Origin of the sequence: Pseudomonas orientalis (assembly GCF_002934065.1) — a bacterium.
GTDB lineage: Bacteria > Pseudomonadota > Gammaproteobacteria > Pseudomonadales > Pseudomonadaceae > Aquipseudomonas > Aquipseudomonas orientalis_A.
Map to the genome: position 1 here is coordinate 5068718 of NZ_CP018049.1, position 18960 is coordinate 5087677.

The 18960-nt window shown below is 58.1% G+C and carries 14 protein-coding genes and 2 tRNA genes; 1 reads left to right on the plus strand and 15 read right to left on the minus strand.

The genetic code is table 11. From position 1 onward, the window contains the following. Positions 1-49: 49 nt before the first annotated feature. A complete protein-coding gene (locus tag BOP93_RS22880) occupies positions 50-2983 on the plus strand; it encodes a DUF748 domain-containing protein (RefSeq protein ID WP_104504763.1) in 2934 nt (977 codons plus the stop codon). Positions 2984-3399: 416 nt separating this feature from the next. On the opposite strand, the gene BOP93_RS22885 is transcribed toward BOP93_RS22880, so the two are convergent. From BOP93_RS22885 to ftsH, 15 genes are all read right to left on the minus strand, one after another. Beyond that, positions 3400-4020: a BON domain-containing protein gene (locus tag BOP93_RS22885; protein WP_104504764.1), complete on the minus strand. Its 621-nt coding sequence runs from the start codon at positions 4018-4020 to the stop codon at positions 3400-3402. Positions 4021-4315: 295 nt separating this feature from the next. Next, complete coding sequence (gene pnp / locus BOP93_RS22890) at positions 4316-6421, minus strand: polyribonucleotide nucleotidyltransferase (RefSeq protein ID WP_049711495.1); 2106 nt, start codon at positions 6419-6421, stop codon at positions 4316-4318. A 194-nt stretch (positions 6422-6615) separates the two neighbouring features. Continuing rightward, positions 6616-6885, minus strand: a complete 270-nt coding sequence (gene rpsO, locus BOP93_RS22895) for a 30S ribosomal protein S15 (protein ID WP_003176135.1) — start codon at positions 6883-6885, stop codon at positions 6616-6618. Between the two features lie 115 nt (positions 6886-7000). Continuing rightward, positions 7001-7918 (minus strand): tRNA pseudouridine(55) synthase TruB, encoded by a 918-nt coding sequence (gene truB / locus BOP93_RS22900; RefSeq protein WP_003176136.1) that lies wholly within the window; start codon positions 7916-7918, stop codon positions 7001-7003. A 3-nt stretch (positions 7919-7921) separates the two neighbouring features. Next, entirely contained in the window at positions 7922-8317 is a 396-nt protein-coding gene (gene rbfA / locus BOP93_RS22905; protein WP_065883945.1) for a 30S ribosome-binding factor RbfA, read from the minus strand. Between the two features lie 159 nt (positions 8318-8476). Then, a complete protein-coding gene (gene infB / locus BOP93_RS22910) occupies positions 8477-10990 on the minus strand; it encodes a translation initiation factor IF-2 (RefSeq protein WP_104504765.1) in 2514 nt (837 codons plus the stop codon). Between the two features lie 27 nt (positions 10991-11017). Beyond that, positions 11018-12499, minus strand: a complete 1482-nt coding sequence (gene nusA / locus BOP93_RS22915; protein ID WP_057725019.1) for a transcription termination factor NusA — start codon at positions 12497-12499, stop codon at positions 11018-11020. Between the two features lie 47 nt (positions 12500-12546). After that, positions 12547-13005 carry a ribosome maturation factor RimP gene (gene rimP, locus BOP93_RS22920; protein WP_003235029.1) on the minus strand — a complete coding sequence of 153 codons (459 nt, stop codon included), beginning with the start codon at positions 13003-13005 and terminating at the stop codon, positions 12547-12549. 140 nt (positions 13006-13145) lie between these two features. Then, a tRNA-Met gene (locus BOP93_RS22925) sits at positions 13146-13222 on the minus strand. 96 nt (positions 13223-13318) lie between these two features. Next, positions 13319-13404, minus strand: a tRNA-Leu gene (locus tag BOP93_RS22930). 21 nt (positions 13405-13425) lie between these two features. Continuing rightward, complete coding sequence (gene secG / locus BOP93_RS22935; protein WP_010206600.1) at positions 13426-13809, minus strand: preprotein translocase subunit SecG; 384 nt, start codon at positions 13807-13809, stop codon at positions 13426-13428. 4 nt (positions 13810-13813) lie between these two features. Then, positions 13814-14569, minus strand: a complete 756-nt coding sequence (gene tpiA / locus BOP93_RS22940) for a triose-phosphate isomerase (RefSeq protein WP_057725018.1) — start codon at positions 14567-14569, stop codon at positions 13814-13816. A gap of 66 nt (positions 14570-14635) precedes the next feature. Next, a complete protein-coding gene (glmM, locus tag BOP93_RS22945) occupies positions 14636-15973 on the minus strand; it encodes a phosphoglucosamine mutase (RefSeq protein WP_065883941.1) in 1338 nt (445 codons plus the stop codon). Positions 15974-15989: 16 nt separating this feature from the next. Beyond that, a complete protein-coding gene (gene folP, locus BOP93_RS22950) occupies positions 15990-16841 on the minus strand; it encodes a dihydropteroate synthase (protein ID WP_065892265.1) in 852 nt (283 codons plus the stop codon). Between the two features lie 8 nt (positions 16842-16849). Next, positions 16850-18760 (minus strand): ATP-dependent zinc metalloprotease FtsH, encoded by a 1911-nt coding sequence (ftsH, locus tag BOP93_RS22955; RefSeq protein WP_057725015.1) that lies wholly within the window; start codon positions 18758-18760, stop codon positions 16850-16852. Positions 18761-18960 lie beyond the last annotated feature (200 nt).

Sequence of the window (18960 nt, forward strand, 5' to 3'; positions counted from 1 at the left end):
ACGTGCCATACTCCAAGGCACTCCTGTTCGACATAGATGGCTGTCACCCATGCCCAAAGGATTGATCCGCGCCATAGGCGCCTTGTTGACCGCACTTGCTGTGTATAGCGTGCTGGGCTTTCTGATTCTGCCCGGCATCGCCCTTCGTATTGCCAACCAGCAGTTGGCCCATTACGCAACGGCGCCGGCGCGTATCGAGCGTATCGAACTCAACCCGTTCAGCCTGGAGCTGACGCTATGGGGCCTGAAGATCGGTGAGCCGGGCAAGGAACAGCTGGGTTTCGAGCGCCTCTATGCCAACCTGCAGATCGACAGTCTCTGGACCCGCGCCCTGCACCTGGCCGATGTTCAACTCGAACAGCCCAGGACCGAATTGCTCTTCGACAAGTCCGGCCAGTTGAACCTGGCGCAATTGTTCAAATTGCCCCCAAGCGAGCCAACCCCTGCCGATCCCGACGCCAAGCCTTTCCCGCTGCGTATCGACAGCATCAGGCTGGCGGGCGGCTATGTACACTTTCGGGACCTGCGCCCCAGCGAACCCATCGAATTTCTCTACGACAAACTCGACTTCGAGCTGAAAAATCTCAGCACCTTGCCGGAAGATAACGCCGACATGACCTTGGTGGCCGCTGGCCCCCAGGGCGGGCAGATCGACTGGAAAGGCAACTTCAGCCTGGTGCCGATCACCTCCGAAGGCTCGCTGAAAGTCACTGACGGTCAAATGAAAGCCTGGTGGCCGTATGTGCGCGATGCCGTGCCGCTGGTGCTTGAGGACGGTGTGCTCAATTTCAGCACCAACTATAAATTCAGCCTGGCCAAAGAGACCGAGCTGAACCTGACCAACACCACCGCCAGTATTGCGCCCTTTGCGATCAAAGCGCCGGATGGCCGGCCATTGGCACGCCTGGAGCGTCTGGACGTCAGCGAGACCACGGTGGACCTGGCCAAGCAACAGGTAGTGATCGGCAAGATCCGCAGCAACAAACTCGAAACCTGGGCGGCCCGCGAGGCTGATGGGCAACTGGACTGGCAGAAGCTGTTCGCCAGCCAACCCGGCAAACCGGCCAAGGCGCCGGAACCGGCCTCTGCGCCCGCGACTGCCGACTCACCTGAAGCGCCACCGGCAGCGCCGAACAAACCCTGGCAAGTGCTGCTCAAGGATGTGCAACTGCGCAACTATCAGGTGCACCTGGCTGACCGCCAGGCCAAGCCTGCGGTAGCCGTGGATCTGGGCCCGTTGAACGTCGATGTGCAGAACTTCGACAGCCTCAACCAGCGCCCTTTTACCTTGAAGGTCGACAGCGGCCTGGGCAAGCAAGGCAAGATCCAGGCAGCCGGCGAGGTCAACCTCAATCCGGTCAGCGCCAGGCTGAAAGTGAACACCCAGGACATCGACCTGCGCGTCGCTCAATCCTATATCAGCCCGTTCATCCGTCTGGAACTGCGCAGCGGCATGCTGGGCAGCAACCTGGATGTCAACCTCAAGAGTACCGAGCCGCTGGCCCTGCAAGTCACCGGTCGCGCGCAAGTGGATCAGTTGCACACGCTCGACACCCTCAAGTCCCGTGACTTCCTCAAATGGCAGCGCCTGGTGCTGGAAGGCGTCAATTACCAGCATGGCGACAGCCTGTCGATCGACAAGGTCAACCTGCTGCAACCCTATGCGCGCTTCATGATCAACGAGGACCGCACCACCAATATCGACGACCTGCTGATCCCGCAGCCTGCCGACAGCGGGAACAAATCGGCAGCCAAGCCGGCTGCGAGCAAAGACAAGCCGTTGGGTATCCACGTCGGACAGGTCGCGATCAACGACGGCTCGGCCAATTTCGCCGACTTCAGCCTTACGCCCAACTTCGCTACCGCCATTCAACAACTCAACGGCCAGATCGGCACCATCGACAGTCGCCAGGCCAAACCGGCCAGCGTCGACATCAAGGGCAAGGTGGACCGCTATGCGCCAGTGACCATCAAGGGCAGCGTGAACCCGTTTGACCCTATGGCCGCGCTGGACATCGCGACCAGCTTCAAACGTGTCGAGTTGACCACCCTGACGCCGTACTCGGGCAAATTCGCAGGTTTCCGAATCCGCAAAGGCCGTTTGAACCTGGACCTGCATTACATGATCACCAAAGGCCAGTTGAAGGCTGAAAACAAGGTGGTGGTCGAGCAGCTGCAACTGGGCGAGAAAGTCGACAGCGCCGATGCGGTGGACTTGCCGATTCGCCTGGCGGTGGCCTTGCTCAAGGACAGCGACGGCAAGATTTCCATCGAGCTGCCGGTAAGCGGTGACCTGAACAACCCGCAATTCAGTGTTATGCCGATTGTGTGGCAGACCTTGCGCAACCTCGTGGTGCGCGCCGCGACAGCGCCCTTCAAGTTCATTGGCGGGCTGGTCACCGGCGGCGGTTCGCAAGACCTGGGGAGTGTGTCGTTTGCGGCGGGCTCCAGTGAACTGGATAAAAACGCCGAAGGAGCTCTTAACACGCTGGCCAAGGCACTCAAGGAACGCCCTGCCCTGCGCCTGGAAATCGAAGGCACCGCAGCGGCCGGCAGTGACGGCCCGTTCCTGGCCGCGCAACGACTGGAGCGTGAGTACCAATACAACTACTACAAAATCCTGCAGCGTCGCGGCGATAAAGTCCCGGCCCAGGCGTCATTGCTGGTCGTGCCCGAGAAGGAAAAGGCGCCTTTGCTGGAAGGTATTTACCGCACCCGCCTGAAACAGCAACCCCCGGCCGAATGGAAAAATCTGGGCGACGACGAGCGCGCGGCCAGGCTCAAGGACGGTGTGATCAAATTCTGGAGCGGCAGTGACGTGCTGCTGCGCCAGCTCGGCCAGGACCGGGCCAGCACCATCAAGGATTACCTGGTGGACAAGGCTCAACTGGAAGACGACCGCGTGTACTTCATCGATGCGCAGCTGGGACAGGCGGAAAAAGATGGTCGGGTGGTGACGCCGATGCATCTGGATGCCGAGTAACCAAATATGGGAGGGGGCTTGCTCCCGATTGCAGTAGGTCAGTCAGAGAGATGTTGACTGATACACCGCTATCGGGGGCAAGCCCCCTCCCACATTTTTGCTCCTCGCCCGTGTTGTTCAGCAGGGGCAGGCGGAGAAAGATGCTCGGGCGCTGGCGCCAATGCATCTGGATGCCGAGTAACCCAATGTGGGAGGGGGCTTGCCCCCGATTGCGGTAGGTCAGTCAGTGATAGATTGACTGATACACCGCCATCTGGAGCAAGCACCCTCCCACAATAAAACAGGCCCCGACACAAGTGCCGGGGCCTGTAATGACCACATCCCTGTGGTCGGTCGCATGAACTCCAGAGGTGCTGTGGGTGGATATCTGACTCACCCTAAGCCGCCGCCATTCAGTTCAAACGAAACTTGCAGCGTTACTCTGCTTTCAGGCCATCGGCCGATACAGCTTTAACGCCTTTGATTTTCTTGGCGATCGCTACAGCAGTTTCTTTCTGCGCAGCAGTCACAGCCGCTGTGGACGACAGGGACACAACACCTTTGTTGGTTTCAACTTTGATGTCGGTGCCAGGGATACCTTTCTCGGTAACCAGGTCAGCTTTTACTTTGGTGGTGATCCAGGTATCGCTAGTCGCTTCGCCAGCGTTATGGGCAGCGCCTTTGGTTTTGTCGATACCGTCAGCCTTGGTAGCGCCGCCAGCCAGCAGGCCGTCAGCAGAAACTGCGGTTACACCTTTGATTTTCTTGGTAATCGCTACGGCAGTCGCTTTCTGCGAGTCCGAAACAGCTACTTCGGAGGACAGGGAAACCACACCTTTGTTGGTTTCAACCTTGATGTCCGAACCTGGAATGCCTTTTTCAGTCAGCAGGTCAGCTTTGACTTTGGTGGTGATCCAAGTATCCGAAACGCTTTCCTTAGCCTGGGTGGCTTCGCCGGCCGCCAGAGTCATAGGGGCTTGGGAAGTCTGAGCAAAGGCTACGTTAGCACCCATGGCCAGAGTCAGAGCGGTAGCAGTAGCGAGAGCGAACTTCTTCATACGAGTAACTCCTGTTTTATTAAAAGACTGCAGTACATAAATCTTGGTACTGAAGCGCTAACAGGGATATTGCAGGCAGTGTGCCAAGTCGCAAAAAATATAAAAACCCTTATAAAACAATAGGTTATAAAAAGCGCTCATTTTCGAAATCGTGCAACTTGCATGAAGCTCATCGTGCCTGCATGCAAGTTGCGGCTTTTGCACAGGGTTAAACAGCTGATTCTGCTCCCTTTTCTCACGCTCATAAAAAAAGGACTCCGAAGAGTCCTTTTTTCAGCGTGACGCTTGCGGGTAATTAAACGCCCGACGCCTTGGCTGCTGCTACGTCCTTGATGGACAGTTTGATACGGCCGCGGTTGTCCACGTCCAATACCAGCACTTCCACTTCCTGGCCTTCTTTCAAAATGTCGGTCACTTTCTCAACGCGAGCGTCGCTCAGCATGGAGATGTGCACCAGACCGTCCTTGCCCGGCAGGATGTTGACGAATGCGCCGAAGTCGACGATACGCTCAACCTTACCGACGTAGATCTTGCCGATCTCGGCTTCAGCGGTGATACCCAGAACGCGCTGACGTGCAGCTTCAGCCGCTTCCTTGGTTTCGCCGAAGATCTTGATCGAACCGTCGTCTTCGATATCGATCGAAGCCTTGGTTTCTTCACAGATCGCACGGATGGTCGCGCCGCCTTTACCGATGACATCACGGATTTTGTCGGTGTCGATTTTCATCGCGATCATGGTCGGAGCGTTTTCCGACAGCTCGGTACGCGACTGACCAATGATCTGGTTCATCTGGCCGAGGATGTTCAGGCGCGCTTCCAGGGCTTGGCCCAGGGCGATTTCCATGATCTCTTCGGTGATGCCCTTGATCTTGATGTCCATCTGCAGCGCGGTTACGCCTTTGGCGGTACCGGCTACCTTGAAGTCCATGTCGCCCAGGTGGTCTTCGTCACCCAGGATGTCGGTCAGGATGGCGAACTTCTCGCCTTCTTTAACCAGGCCCATGGCGATACCGGCAACCGGCGCCTTCATCGGCACACCCGCGTCCATCAGTGCCAGGGAAGCGCCGCAAACGGAAGCCATGGAACTGGAACCGTTGGATTCGGTGATTTCCGACACAACACGGATGGTGTACGGGAACACGTCGGCAGCCGGCAGCATCGCGGCGATCGAACGACGGGCCAGACGGCCGTGACCGATTTCACGACGACCAGCACCGCCCATGCGACCACACTCGCCCACCGAGAACGGAGGGAAGTTGTAGTGCAGCATGAACGGGTCTTTTTTCTCGCCTTCCAGGGTGTCCAGCAGTTGCGCGTCACGGGCGGTGCCCAGGGTCGCGACTACCAGGGCCTGGGTTTCACCACGGGTGAACAGCGCCGAACCGTGAGTTTTCGGCAGAACACCGACTTCGATGTTCAGCGGACGCACGGTACGCGTGTCGCGGCCGTCGATCCGTGGCTTGCCGTTAACGATGTTTTCGCGAACGGTGCGGTATTCGATTTCACCGAAAGCCGCTTTGACTTCGCTGGAAGAAGGCTGGCCTTCTTCACCGGACAGCTTGGCGACAACCTGATCCTTCAGCTCGCCCAGGCGAGCGTAACGGTCGGCCTTGACGGTGATGGCGTAAGCCTGGGAGATCGCGTCGCCGAACTCGGCACGGATAGCGCCCAGCAGCGCAGTGGCTTCTGGTTGTGGAGCCCAGGTCCAGGTTGGCTTGGCAGCTTCGGCAGCCAGTTCCTTGACGGCGTTGATCACCACCTGGAACTCGTCGTGGGCAAACAGCACGGCGCCCAGCATCTGGTCTTCGGTCAGCTCTTTGGCTTCCGATTCAACCATCAATACGGCTTCCGAGGTACCGGCAACGACCATGTCCAGGCTCGATGCTTTTTGTTGCTCGTAAGTCGGGTTCAGCAGGTAGCCGGTGCTTTCGTGGAACGCAACACGGGCGGCGCCGATCGGGCCATCAAACGGTATACCCGAGATAGCCAGGGCAGCCGAAGTACCGATCATCGCAGCGATGTCCGGATCGGTTTTCTTGCTGGTGGAAACGACGGTGCAGACAACCTGCACTTCGTTCATGAAGCCTTCCGGGAACAGCGGACGGATCGGACGGTCGATCAGTCGGGAAGTCAGGGTTTCTTTCTCGGAAGGACGGCCTTCGCGCTTGAAGAAACCGCCAGGGATCTTACCGGCAGCGTAAGTTTTTTCCTGGTAGTGAACGGACAGAGGGAAAAAGCCTTTGCTCGGGTCAGCGGTCTTGGCGCCAACCACGGTCACCAGTACGGTAACGTCGTCGTCAACGGTAACCAGCACTGCGCCGGAGGCTTGACGGGCGATACGGCCTGTCTCGAGGGTAACGGTCGACTGACCGAACTGGAATTTTTTGATAACCGGGTTCACGGTGTCCTACCTTCTTTGTGGCTCTTGGGGAACTTGTCTTCTTGCGAAATTCTTGGGCAACGTCGGGAATCGGCCCAACCCTTGTCCAGGGTAAAACGTGTATCCAGATAAAACTTGAGGCTGGGAGCCTGCCATGGGCCAGCGGGAATCCCACTGACACACGGCAGACAACCAACCTCTAGCGCAATCGCTGATTAGCGACGCAGACCCAGGCGACCGATCAGAGCCTGATAACGACCCAGATCCTTGCCTTTCAGGTAGTCCAGCAGCTTGCGGCGCTGGTTTACCATGCGGATCAGACCACGACGGGAGTGGTGATCTTTACCGTTGGCCTTGAAGTGACCTTGCAGTTTGTTGATGTTGTGGGTCAGCAGTGCAACTTGCACTTCTGGCGAACCAGTGTCACCAACAGCTTGCTGATAGTCAGCTACGATTTGTGCTTTTTCTTGAACGTCGAGAGCCATGAGGCAATCCTTTTTTCAGGAAACCACCCAAAGGGCGGTTTCAACAGGCCAGGGACAAATCCCTGTATCTAAAAATGAGTGTTGACCATGCCTGTTAACAGCCACACTCGTTCGGTCATTCTGACCGAATCAGTCGACGCGGCGCGATGCGCCCGTCTTCGCTCACTTCACCGATACCGATAAAGCGACCGTTATGATCCTGTACTCGCACCATGCCGAATTTCGGGGCATCCGGGGCGCGTACCGGCTGGCCGTTGAGCCAGTAGAACGCGCTGTGCTCCGAAAAGTGCAGCAATGGCCAATCCAGCAAACCGCTGTCCGATGGCATCAGGAAGCGATCAACCGCCTCATTGCCGCCTTCGGCATGTACCGCTTCGAGCTCTTCCAGCGTGACCGTCTGGGCCAGGGTGAAAGGGCCGGCCTGTGTACGTCGCAGTTCGGCAACGTATGCGCCACAGCCCAGTTGCTCACCAATATCTTCCACCAGGGTACGGATATAGGTGCCTTTGCTGCAGTCCACCGCCAATCGGGCCGTGTCACCTTCACAGGCGAGCAATTCCAGCCGGGCAATAGTAACAGAACGCGGTTCGCGCTCCACCACTTCACCGGCACGCGCCAGCTTGTAAAGAGGCTGGCCATCACGCTTGAGCGCCGAGTACATCGGCGGTATCTGGCTGATTTGCCCACGGAAAGCGGGTAAGGCGGCTTCAATATCGGCACGACCAACGGTCACATCGCGAACCTGCAGGACATCACCTTCAGCATCGGCCGTGGTGGTGGTCTTGCCCAGTTGCATCAAGGTTTCATAACCCTTGTCGGAATCGAGCAGGTATTGCGAGAACTTGGTCGCCTCGCCAAAGCACAGCGGCAGTACGCCGGTGGCCAGGGGATCGAGGCTGCCGGTGTGCCCGGCCTTCTCGGCATTGAGCAGCCAGCGGACCTTCTGCAACGCGGCATTGGAGGTAAAGCCAATGGGTTTGTCGAGCAGAATGATGCCACTGACGTTACGGCGGATACGTTTGACCTGAGCCACCGCTTACTCCTTGGCGTCTTCAGGTGTGGACGGATGCTGGCTGTCTTCAGCCACGGCGCGCTCGATCAATGCCGACAGGTGCGCGCCACGCACGACGCTTTCGTCGTAGTGGAAGTGCAACTGGGGAACGCTGCGCAACTTCATTTCACGGGCCAACTGCATGCGCAGGAAGCCTGCGGCGGCGTTGAGCACCTTGATGCTTTGCGCGATTTCTTCGCTGTTGTCCTGGCCCATCACGGTGATGAAGATCTTGGCGTGACCCACGTCACGGCTCACTTCAACGGCAGTGATGGTGACCAGGCCAACGCGCGGGTCTTTGACTTCGCGGCGGATCAGTTGAGCCAGCTCGCGCTGCATCTGATCGCCGATACGCTGGGTACGGCTGTATTCTTTTGCCATGTCTTGTTACCTGTTACTGCCACACGGTGAAACCCGTGGGGTCTGAAAGCGGCAAACGCCCGGCCTGACAAAAGCCAGACCGGGCGTTGCGTTTAGAGTCCGTACGCTGCGCGGGGCATCTGCATGCCCACACGCGGCGTGGCTCCGGAAGTGCGCGAGTTAGAGGCTGCGAGCAACCTGAACCTTCTCGTAGACTTCGATCTTGTCGCCAGGCTTGACGTCGTTGTAGCTCTTGACGCCGATACCGCATTCCATGCCGGCACGTACTTCGGAAGCGTCATCCTTGAAGCGGCGCAGGGATTCCAGCTCGCCTTCGAAGATAACGATGTCTTCACGCAGTACACGGATTGGACGGTTACGGTACACAGTACCTTCGATAACCATGCAACCGGCGATCGCGCCGAATTTCGGCGAGCGGAACACGTCACGCACCTCGGCGATACCCAGGATGTTCTCCCGGACGTCGCTGCCAAGCATGCCGGTAAGGGCCTTCTTGACGTCTTCGATGATGTCGTAGATGACGTTGTAGTAACGCATGTCCAGGCCTTCCTGCTCGACGATCTTGCGAGCGCCGGCATCGGCACGCACGTTGAAGCCGAACAGTACAGCGTTGGAAGCCAGTGCCAGGTTGGCGTCGGATTCGGTGATACCACCGACACCGCCACCGACAACGCGCACTTGCACTTCGTCGTTACCCAGGCCGTTCAAGGCGCCGTTCAACGCTTCGAGGGAACCACGTACGTCAGATTTGAGGACGATGTTGAGCGTCTTCTTCTCTGCCTGGCCCATGTTCTCGAAGATGTTTTCCAGCTTGCCGGCGTGAGCACGAGCCAGTTTGACTTCGCGGAACTTGCCTTGACGGAACAGAGCCACTTCACGGGCTTTCTTCTCGTCGGCAACCACGCTCATCTCGTCGCCAGCGTCCGGGGTACCGTCCAGGCCGAGGATCTCGACAGGGATGGATGGACCGGCTTCCTTGATTGGCTTGCCGTTCTCGTCGAGCATGGCACGCACGCGGCCATAGTTCGAACCGACCAGCACCATGTCGCCTTGGCGCAGGGTACCGTCTTGAACCAGTACGGTAGCAACCGGGCCACGACCCTTGTCGAGACGCGATTCAACCACAACACCGCGGCCTGGGGCCGATGGGGTTGCTTTCAGTTCGAGTACTTCGGCTTGCAGCAGCACCGCTTCGAGCAGTTCGTCCACACCGGTACCGACTTTGGCCGAGACCGAAACGAACGGCGTATCACCGCCCCACTCTTCGGACGTCACGCCGTGAACCGACAGCTCGCTACGGATGCGATCGAGATCGGCGCCCGGCTTGTCGATCTTGTTCACTGCAACCACCAGTGGAACACCGGCGGCCTTGGCGTGCTGGACAGCTTCAATGGTCTGCGGCATTACGCCGTCATCCGCTGCAACCACCAGGATCACGATGTCGGTCGCCTTGGCACCACGGGCACGCATTGCGGTAAACGCGGCGTGACCCGGGGTGTCGAGGAAGGTGACCATGCCGCGCTCGGTTTCAACGTGGTACGCACCGATGTGCTGGGTGATACCACCGGCTTCGCCAGCCGCTACCTTGGCACGACGGATGTAGTCGAGCAGCGACGTCTTACCGTGGTCAACGTGACCCATTACGGTCACTACTGGCGCACGGGAGAACGTCTCACCTTCAAACTTCAGGGACTCGGCCAGGGAATCTTCCAGGGCGGTGTCGCTGACCAGGGTAACTTTGTGGCCCAGCTCTTCGGCTACCAGTTGAGCAGTTTCCTGATCAAGCACCTGGTTGATGGTCGCTGGGGTACCCAGTTTGAACATGAACTTGATGATTTCAGCCGCCTTGACCGACATCTGATTGGCAAGATCGCCAACAGTGATGGTCTCGCCGATCTGCACATCACGCACGACAGGGCCGGTTGGGCTCTGGAAACCGTGGGCATTGCGCTTTTTCAGCTTGGCCTTGCCGCGACCACCACGACGGAAGCTGTCGCTTTCTTCGTCGGTGGTACGTGGGGCAACGCGTGGCGCAGGCGCTTTCTCTTTGACCGAGGCGCGATGCGGAGCGTTTTTACGCTCGCCATCACCGCCACCACCGCGACGATTGTTATCGTCGGCACGTGGTTTGTCCGGACGACGAGGTTCGTCGCGCTTGCGATCTGCTGCAGGAGCAGGTGCGGCAGCCACCGGGGCAGCCTCACGCACCGCTTCAACAGGAGCGGCGACCGCTTCAGTGCTGGCAGGTTGCGCAGCAGCAGGCTGGCGACGCGCTTCTTCTTCGGCGCGACGCTTGGCTTCTTCTTCAGCCTTCTGACGAGCAGCATTTTCTACTGCGCGACGTTCATCCAGCTCGCGTTTGCGCTCGGCTTCGATTTCTTCCGGGCTGCGCTGTACGAAGACTTTCTTCTTGCGTACTTCAACGCTGATGCTCTTGCTACCTGCAACACGCAGGGTGCTGGTAGTTTTGCGCTGCAATGTAATCTTGCGCGGTTCTTCCACTTTCGCCTTGTGGCTGCTTTTCAAGTGAGTCAGCAAAGACTGCTTCTCACTGTCGCTCACATGTTCCTCGGCGGCGGTGTGCGGCAGACCTGCCTCACGCATCTGCTGCAACAGGCGCTCTACCGGTGTTTTGACCTCATCGGCCAGTTGTTTCACCGTGACTTGCGTCATGCACTTCTCTCCTCAGGCCGCGCCTAATTACTCGAACCAATGGGCTCGGGCGGCCATGATCAACTTGCCGGCACGATCTTCGTCAATGCCGTCGATGTCGAGCAGATCGTCAATAGACTGCTCGGCCAGGTCTTCGCGGGTAATTACGCCGCGCACCGCCAGTTCCATCGCCAAATCCTTGTCCATACCCTCAAGCGAGAGCAGGTCTTCGGCCGGATGGGCGTCTGCCAGCTTTTCCTCAGTAGCGATGGCTTTAGTCAACAAACGATCCTTGGCCCGAGCGCGAAGCTCGTTGACGGTGTCTTCGTCAAAGCCGTCGATGTTGAGCATTTCTTCCAACGGTACGTAGGCAATCTCTTCCAGGCTGGTGAAGCCTTCATCTACCAGCACCTGCGCCAGATCTTCATCGACTTCCAGCTCTTCGATAAAGTTGCGCAGGATGTCACCGGTTTCAGCTTGCTGCTTAGCCTGGATGTCCGATTCGGTCATCACGTTCAGGGTCCAACCGGTCAGTTGGCTGGCCAGACGCACGTTCTGACCACCACGACCAATGGCCTGAGCCAGATTGTCTGCGCCAACGGCGATGTCCATTGCATGGGCATCTTCGTCAACGATAATTGCCGCCACTTCAGCCGGCGACATGGCGTTGATCACGAACTGCGCCGGGTTATCGTCCCACAGGACGATGTCCACACGCTCACCGCCCAATTCTCCCGACACTGCCTGGACGCGCGAACCGCGCATACCAATGCAAGCGCCCTGCGGGTCGATGCGTTTGTCCTTGGAACGGACCGCGATCTTGGCGCGCGAACCCGGGTCGCGGGACGCAGCCATGACTTCGATCAGGCCTTCGGCAATTTCCGGCACTTCGATACGGAACAGCTCGATCAGCATTTCCGGCGCGGTACGCGACAGGATCAACTGAGGGCCGCGGTTCTCGGTGCGGATTTCCTTGAGCAGCGCACGCAAGCGCACGCCGACACGGAAGGTTTCGCGAGAGATGATGTCTTCACGGGCCAGCAACGCTTCGGCGTTGTTGCCCAGGTCGACGATCACGTTGTCGCGGGTTACTTTTTTCACGGTACCGGAGATGATTTCACCCAGGCGTTCGCGATAGGCGTCAACGACTTGAGCACGCTCGGCTTCGCGAACCTTCTGCACGATGACCTGCTTGGCGGTCTGTGCAGCGATACGGCCGAACTCGATCGATTCGATCTTTTCTTCGACGACATCACCGACGTTGGCGCCAGGGTGCGTTTGCGCAACCTTGCTCGGCCAGGTTTCAATCGCCGGATCATCAAGATCGGCTTCTTCGACGACCGTCCAGCGACGGAAAGTCTCATAGGCACCGGTGTGGCGGTTGATTTCCACACGCAGATCAACTTCATCTTCAAAACGCTTTTTGGTAGCAGTGGCCAGGGCCAGCTCCAGCGCTTCAAAAATCACGTTTGCCGGTACGCCCTTTTCATTGGATACCGACTCAACAACCAGCAGTACTTCTTTGCTCATCGTACGCCTCGCCTTTCGCAAGCCATTGGATCCGCGGGATCCGCGTCTCAGTCAAAACTGGGAATAATGTTGGCCTTGTCGATCATATCGATCGGCAACAGGAACTCATGGTCTTCTACCTGCACCACGACATCCTGCTCTTCTACACCGCGCAGAAGGCCCTGAAAGTTGCGTCGCCCTTCGAACGGGGAGCGCAGCTTGATCTTCACTTGTTCACCGGCAAATTTTGCAAACTGATCAATAGTGAACAGTGGGCGTTCCATGCCTGGCGAGGAAACTTCAAGGGTGTATTCAACGGAAATCGGATCTTCAACATCCAGGACACCGCTGATCTGACGGCTGACAATTGCACAATCGTCCACCAGCACGCCGCCCTCTTTATCGATATAAACGCGCAACATTGAGTGGCGACCTTGAGCCGAAAACTCAATACCCCAGCATTCATAGCCTAGGGCCACGACCACCGGGGCCAGCAAGGCCTGCAACTCTTCTAGCTTGCTCGACACCTGAACCCCCTCGTGCATGTATGTGCATGCTGTGCAAAATAAAAAAATGGGCGAAACGCCCATCCTTGAAACGCCGTCGAACAGCGGCGTTGAAAGTGTCCAGCTAACAAAAAGCCCCTTAAAAGGGGCTCCGCTAAAACTGGTTGCGGGGGCCGGATTTGAACCGACGACCTTCGGGTTATGAGCCCGACGAGCTACCAGACTGCTCCACCCCGCGACAAAGCTGGGGCGGAAGTATACGACCGATCCCTTACAGGGTCAATGTAACCTTCCACCTACAAGAAAGCCCGCAACAGCGGGCTCTCCTGATAATTGGTACCGAGAAGGGGACTCGAACCCCTACACCCTATGGGCACAACCACCTCAAGGTTGCGTGTCTACCAATTCCACCACCTCGGCAATACAGCGTTTACAACCTTCTTACTTCTGCTCTTGAGCTGGAGGCACGTCAGTCGCTGGAGTAGCCGACTTTTGCTCTTGAAGCACCGGGACATCATCAGAAGCCGGTTTTGCTTTTGGTACTTCCAACACTGCTGGGTTTGGCAAACCTACTTGAGTCAGCACATGAGCCTTCTCTTTAGCAAAGTAACCTAACCCCAAGCTGGTTATGAAGAAACCGGCGGCAAGTATAGCAGTAAACTTACTAAGAAAGGTAGAGGAACCTTGGCTTCCGAACACAGTATTTGAAGCACCTGCACCGAAAGACGCACCAGCATCCGCACCTTTACCCTGTTGCAACAAAACCAGGGCAACTACGCCCAGGGCAGCCAACAGATGAAAAACGACTACGACTGTTTCCAGCATTTTTTCAGTTTCCCGCGGCGCGACAGATCGCACCGAACTCATCTGCATTCAGGGAAGCTCCACCAATGAGCCCCCCATCGATATCCGGCATGCCGAACAGTTCGACCGCATTGGCCGCCTTCACGCTGCCGCCGTATAGAAGCCGCACACCTTGTGCGACTTCAGAATTTTCTGCCGCCAACTGCGCGCGGATGGCGGCGTGCACATCCTGCGCCTGTTGCGGTGTAGCAGTCAGCCCGGTACCAATGGCCCAGACCGGCTCGTAAGCGATTACTGCCTTTGCAAACGCACCAACACCCAGTTCCTCGATGATGCTGCCCAGCTGACGCGAGACAACTTCAAGCGTCTTGCCCGACTCGCGCTGCTCAAGGGTTTCCCCTATGCACAACACCGGGATCAAGCCACAAGCCTGTGCCGCTGCGAACTTGCGATTGAGCATCTGATCGCTTTCACCCATCAACTGGCGGCGCTCGGAGTGCCCAACAAGCACATAGGCACAACCGGCATCAACCAACTGACTCGGCGCAATCTCACCGGTCAACGCACCTTGGGCGGGTTCCACCGCGCAATTCTGCGCACCAACCTGAATCGACTGACCTTTCAAGCCATCAACCACTTGGCCGACATGCAGGAAAGGCGGGAAAACCGCAACATCCACATCGCCAGGCAAGGCCAGGTGACGAAGGCCATTGATCAGCTCAGCGACACTGGCGCGGGTACCGTGCATCTTCCAGTTACCAGCTACCATCGTGCGACGCATGCTGTACCCCGTCGGTCAAAGTGGGCGCAGATGTTACCCAACCACACCATCACTGGCAAGCCGAATTCAGGCGCAAACTTCAGTTACCAGTTTTGCCAGGTCTTCGGCATGGCCGCGAACCTGCGTTTCGTCCTCGCCTTCGACCATGACACGCACCAGAGGCTCTGTGCCGGACTTGCGCAACAACACCCGCCCACGCCCAGCCATTGCCTGGGTTACACGCTCGCACGCTTCCTTGACAGAGGGGTGCTCGATTGGATTTTCGCCACCGCCGAAACGCACATTGAGCAGCACCTGCGGACACTTGCGCAGCGCCTGTCGCGCCTGCGCCAGGCTCTCTTCGCGGCGACGCAAGGCCAGCAACACCTGCAGCGCGGCGATGATTGCGTCGCCCGTGGTGGTGTGCTGGAAGCAAACGACATGCCCCGAGTTTTCACCACCAATCAGCCAATTGCGCTCCAGCAACTCGGCGATCACGTAACGGTCACCGACATTGGCGCGAATGAAGGGAATCCCCAGTTCAGCCAACGCCAATTCAAGCCCCAGGTTACTCATCAGCGTACCGACGACCCCCCCTTGCAGCTTGTTACGCTCATGCAAGTCGCGGGCAATGATGAACAGCAAATCATCACCATCCACGACCATGCCGGTGTGATCCACCATCAACACGCGGTCGCCATCGCCGTCAAAGGCGATGCCCAGGTCCGCATGCTCCGCCAGAACCGCCGCCTGCAACTGCTCCATGTGCGTGGAACCGCAGTTGTCGTTGATGTTCAACCCGTTGGGCTGAGCCGACAGCACAGTGACCTGCGCACCGAGCTCCTTGAAGACACTCGGCGCCACCTTGTACGTCGCACCATGGGCACAATCGACGACGATCTTCAGCCCGGCGAAATTGGTGCTGCTCGGCACGCTGCTTTTACAGAATTCGATGTAGCGACCGGAGGCATCGTTGATACGCGACACCTTGCCCAGCTTGCTGGACTCGACCACCGTCATCGGCGCATCCAGCAGCTCTTCGATCATCAGCTCGATCTCGTCCGGCAACTTGGTGCCCTGCCCCGAGAAAAACTTGATGCCATTGTCATCGTGCGGATTGTGCGAGGCACTGATCACGATACCGGCCTGCGCATGAAAGGTACGCGTCAGGTAGGCGATCGCCGGTGTAGGCATGGGGCCCAGCAGCATCACGTCGGCACCCGCGGCGGACAACCCGGCCTCCAGCGCGGATTCAAACATGTAGCCCGAAATACGCGTGTCCTTGCCCACCAGGATGCGGCACGCGCCCATGCTGCGGAACGCCATGCCTGCCGCCCAACCCAGCTTGAGCATGAAATCTGGGGTAATCGGGTATTCACCGACCCGACCACGAATACCGTCGGTGCCAAAATATTTCTTAGTCATGAGTGCTCCATCATTCTTATTCGGCTGATTCTACAGCGGCAATCATGCGCACCACGTCCACCGTCTCGGCGACATCATGCACACGCAAAATACGAGCGCCCTTGGTCATGGCAAGCGCAGCCAGCGCGAGGCCGCCATACAGCCGCTCACCCACCGGGCGATTCAGGGCCTGCCCTATCATGCTCTTGCGCGAAACACCGACCAGAAGAGGCCGACCAAGGGCGTGCAGGGCTTGCATATGCTTGAACAGGCTTAAATTATGCTGCAGGGTCTTGGCGAAGCCAAACCCGGGATCGAGAATGATCTTTTCAGCGCCAATGCCCACTGACGCGCACTGGGCGACTCGGTCAGCGAGGAAGCGACTGACCTCGCCAACCAGGTCGTCGTAGTGCGGATTATCCTGCATATTGCCGGGTTCTCCCAGCATATGCATCAGACACACGGGCAGGCCGGTCGCCGCAGCGGCGTCGAGGGCACCGTCGCGCTGCAACGAACGCACATCATTAATCAGGCCCGCTCCCAGGCGCGCAGTTTCCCGCATCACCGCCGGCGTTGACGTGTCCACCGAGATGATCACATCCAGCTCGCGCGCAATGCGCTCGACAATCGGCGCCACCCGCTCCAGCTCCTCCACAGGAGAAACAACGCGAGCACCCGGCCGAGTAGACTCGCCGCCGACATCAATCAACGTCGCGCCGGCAGCCACCATCGCCTCTGCATGACGCAAGGCTGCATCCTGCTGGCTGAAGCGGCCACCATCGGAAAACGAGTCTGGGGTGACATTAAGAATGCCCATGACATGTGTATGGGCCAAATCAAGAACCCGGTTGCCGCAAGGCAACCGGGTGGAGGAGGACGCAGAAATCATTTCAAACCTTAATGGTCAGCCGCCGGGCCGCCGATCGGAGCTTCAGGACGTTCATTCTGCACCACTGGCGGAGTGCCCGAGGTACCTGAACCACCTTCCCAATCGCGAGGCTCACGAGGCGTACGCCCCGCCATGATGTCGTCGATCTGATCGGCATCGATAGTCTCGTATTTCATCAGCGCATCAGCCATCGCGTCCAGCTTGTCGCGATTGTCGGTGAGGATCTGCTTGGCCGTGCCGTAGCACTGGTCAATGATGCTGCGCACCTCGGAGTCGATCAGCTTGGCTGTCTCGCCCGAAAAACTGGCACTTTGACCGCCACCGCCACGCCCCAGGAATACTTCGCCTTCTTCCTCGGCATACATCAACGGACCGAGCTTCTCCGACAGGCCCCACTTGGTCACCATATTCCGGGCGATCTGGCTGGCGCGCATGATGTCGTTGGAAGCGCCGGTGGTGACACCGTCGAAGCCCAACGTCATCTCTTCCGCAATCCGACCGCCGTACAGCGAACAGATCTGGCTGATCAGCGCGCGCTTGGAGAGGCTGTAACGATCCTCTTCCGGCAGGAACATCGTCACGCCCAAGGCACGACCACGTGGAATGATCGAGACCTTGTAGACCGGGTCATGCTCAGGCACAACTCGACCCACGATGGCGTGACCCGCTTCGTGATACGCAGTGTTCTGCTTTTCCTTCTCGGACATGACCATGGATTTGCGCTCTGCGCCCATCATGATCTTGTCCTTGGCCAACTCGAACTCTTTCATTTCAACGATGCGCTTGCCGGTACGGGCTGCGAACAACGAAGCCTCGTTGACCAGGTTGGCCAAATCAGCACCGGAGAAGCCTGGCGTACCACGGGCAATCACGGCCGGGGCCACGTCGTCGCCCATTGGCACTTTACGCATGTGGACCTTGAGGATCTGTTCGCGACCGCGGATGTCCGGCAAGCCTACCACCACCTGGCGGTCGAAACGGCCAGGACGCAGCAGCGCAGGGTCCAGTACGTCAGGACGGTTGGTTGCAGCGATGACGATGATGCCGTCATTCATCTCGAAACCGTCCATCTCCACCAGCAGCTGGTTGAGGGTCTGCTCACGCTCGTCATGACCGCCACCCATGCCGGCGCCACGATGGCGACCCACGGCATCGATTTCGTCGATGAAGATGATGCATGGCGCGTGTTTCTTGGCCTGTTCGAACATATCGCGAACACGGCTGGCACCGACACCGACGAACATCTCGACAAAGTCAGAACCGGAAATGGTGAAGAACGGCACCTTGGCTTCGCCGGCAATCGCCTTGGCCAGCAAGGTTTTACCGGTACCCGGCGGACCGACCATCAGTACGCCACGAGGAATGCGTCCGCCCAGGCGCTGGAACTTGCCCGGATCACGCAGGAACTCGACCAGCTCACCGACTTCTTCCTTGGCTTCGTCGCAACCGGCGACATCCGCCAGGGTGGTTTTCACCTGGTCCTCGGAGAGCAGGCGTGCCTTGCTCTTGCCGAAGCTCATCGGCCCGCCCTTGCCTCCGGCACCCCCTTGCATCTGGCGCATGAAGAACATGAACACGGCGATAATCACCAGGATCGGGAAGCTGGCTACCAGGAGCTGGGTCCAGATGCTCTGCTGCTCAGGCTGCTTGCCTTCCACAACGACCTTGTTGTCCACCAGGTCGCCGATCAGACCGTTGTCCTGAATGGCCGGACGAATGGTCTTGAAGCTGTCGCCATCAATACGCTTGCCGGTAATCACGTAGCCATCAACCGCCACGCGCTCGACCTTGCCATCCTTAACTTGCTGGATGAAGTCGGAATAGTTGAGGGTCTGCGGCTCGTTAGGGCTGGAGAAGTTGTTCATCACCGTCACCAGGACAGCCGCGATGATCAACCACAGGATCAGATTCTTTGCCATATCGTTCAATTAACTACCCTCTGAAGCAAGCTCCGCTAATGGCGCGCGCTTCGCATGATATTCACCGGCCTAACTTACTACATTACCTACACCACTGGCAGGCGCCGTCTGTAACCCTTTGTGAAACTTTGACTACACAATAATCGTAAAGCTTCATGACGAAAGCGATATAAAAAAACCTATCGCCTTCCTCGAATCTC

Bases quoted from the DNA above. Each gene is read 5' to 3' on its own strand.
- BOP93_RS22880 (WP_104504763.1), top strand. From the start codon at position 50: ATGCCCAAAGGATTGATCCGCGCCATAGGCGCCTTGTTGACCGCACTT.
- BOP93_RS22885 (WP_104504764.1), bottom strand. From the start codon at position 4,020: ATGAAGAAGTTCGCTCTCGCTACTGCTACCGCTCTGACTCTGGCCATG.
- rpsO (WP_003176135.1), bottom strand. From the start codon at position 6,885: ATGGCTCTCGACGTTCAAGAAAAAGCACAAATCGTAGCTGACTATCAG.
- rbfA (WP_065883945.1), bottom strand. From the start codon at position 8,317: ATGGCAAAAGAATACAGCCGTACCCAGCGTATCGGCGATCAGATGCAG.
- infB (WP_104504765.1), bottom strand. From the start codon at position 10,990: ATGACGCAAGTCACGGTGAAACAACTGGCCGATGAGGTCAAAACACCG.
- nusA (WP_057725019.1), bottom strand. From the start codon at position 12,499: ATGAGCAAAGAAGTACTGCTGGTTGTTGAGTCGGTATCCAATGAAAAG.
- secG (WP_010206600.1), bottom strand. From the start codon at position 13,809: ATGCTGGAAACAGTCGTAGTCGTTTTTCATCTGTTGGCTGCCCTGGGC.
- tpiA (WP_057725018.1), bottom strand. From the start codon at position 14,569: ATGCGTCGCACGATGGTAGCTGGTAACTGGAAGATGCACGGTACCCGC.
- glmM (WP_065883941.1), bottom strand. From the start codon at position 15,973: ATGACTAAGAAATATTTTGGCACCGACGGTATTCGTGGTCGGGTCGGT.
- folP (WP_065892265.1), bottom strand. From the start codon at position 16,841: ATGATTTCTGCGTCCTCCTCCACCCGGTTGCCTTGCGGCAACCGGGTT.
- ftsH (WP_057725015.1), bottom strand. From the start codon at position 18,760: ATGGCAAAGAATCTGATCCTGTGGTTGATCATCGCGGCTGTCCTGGTG.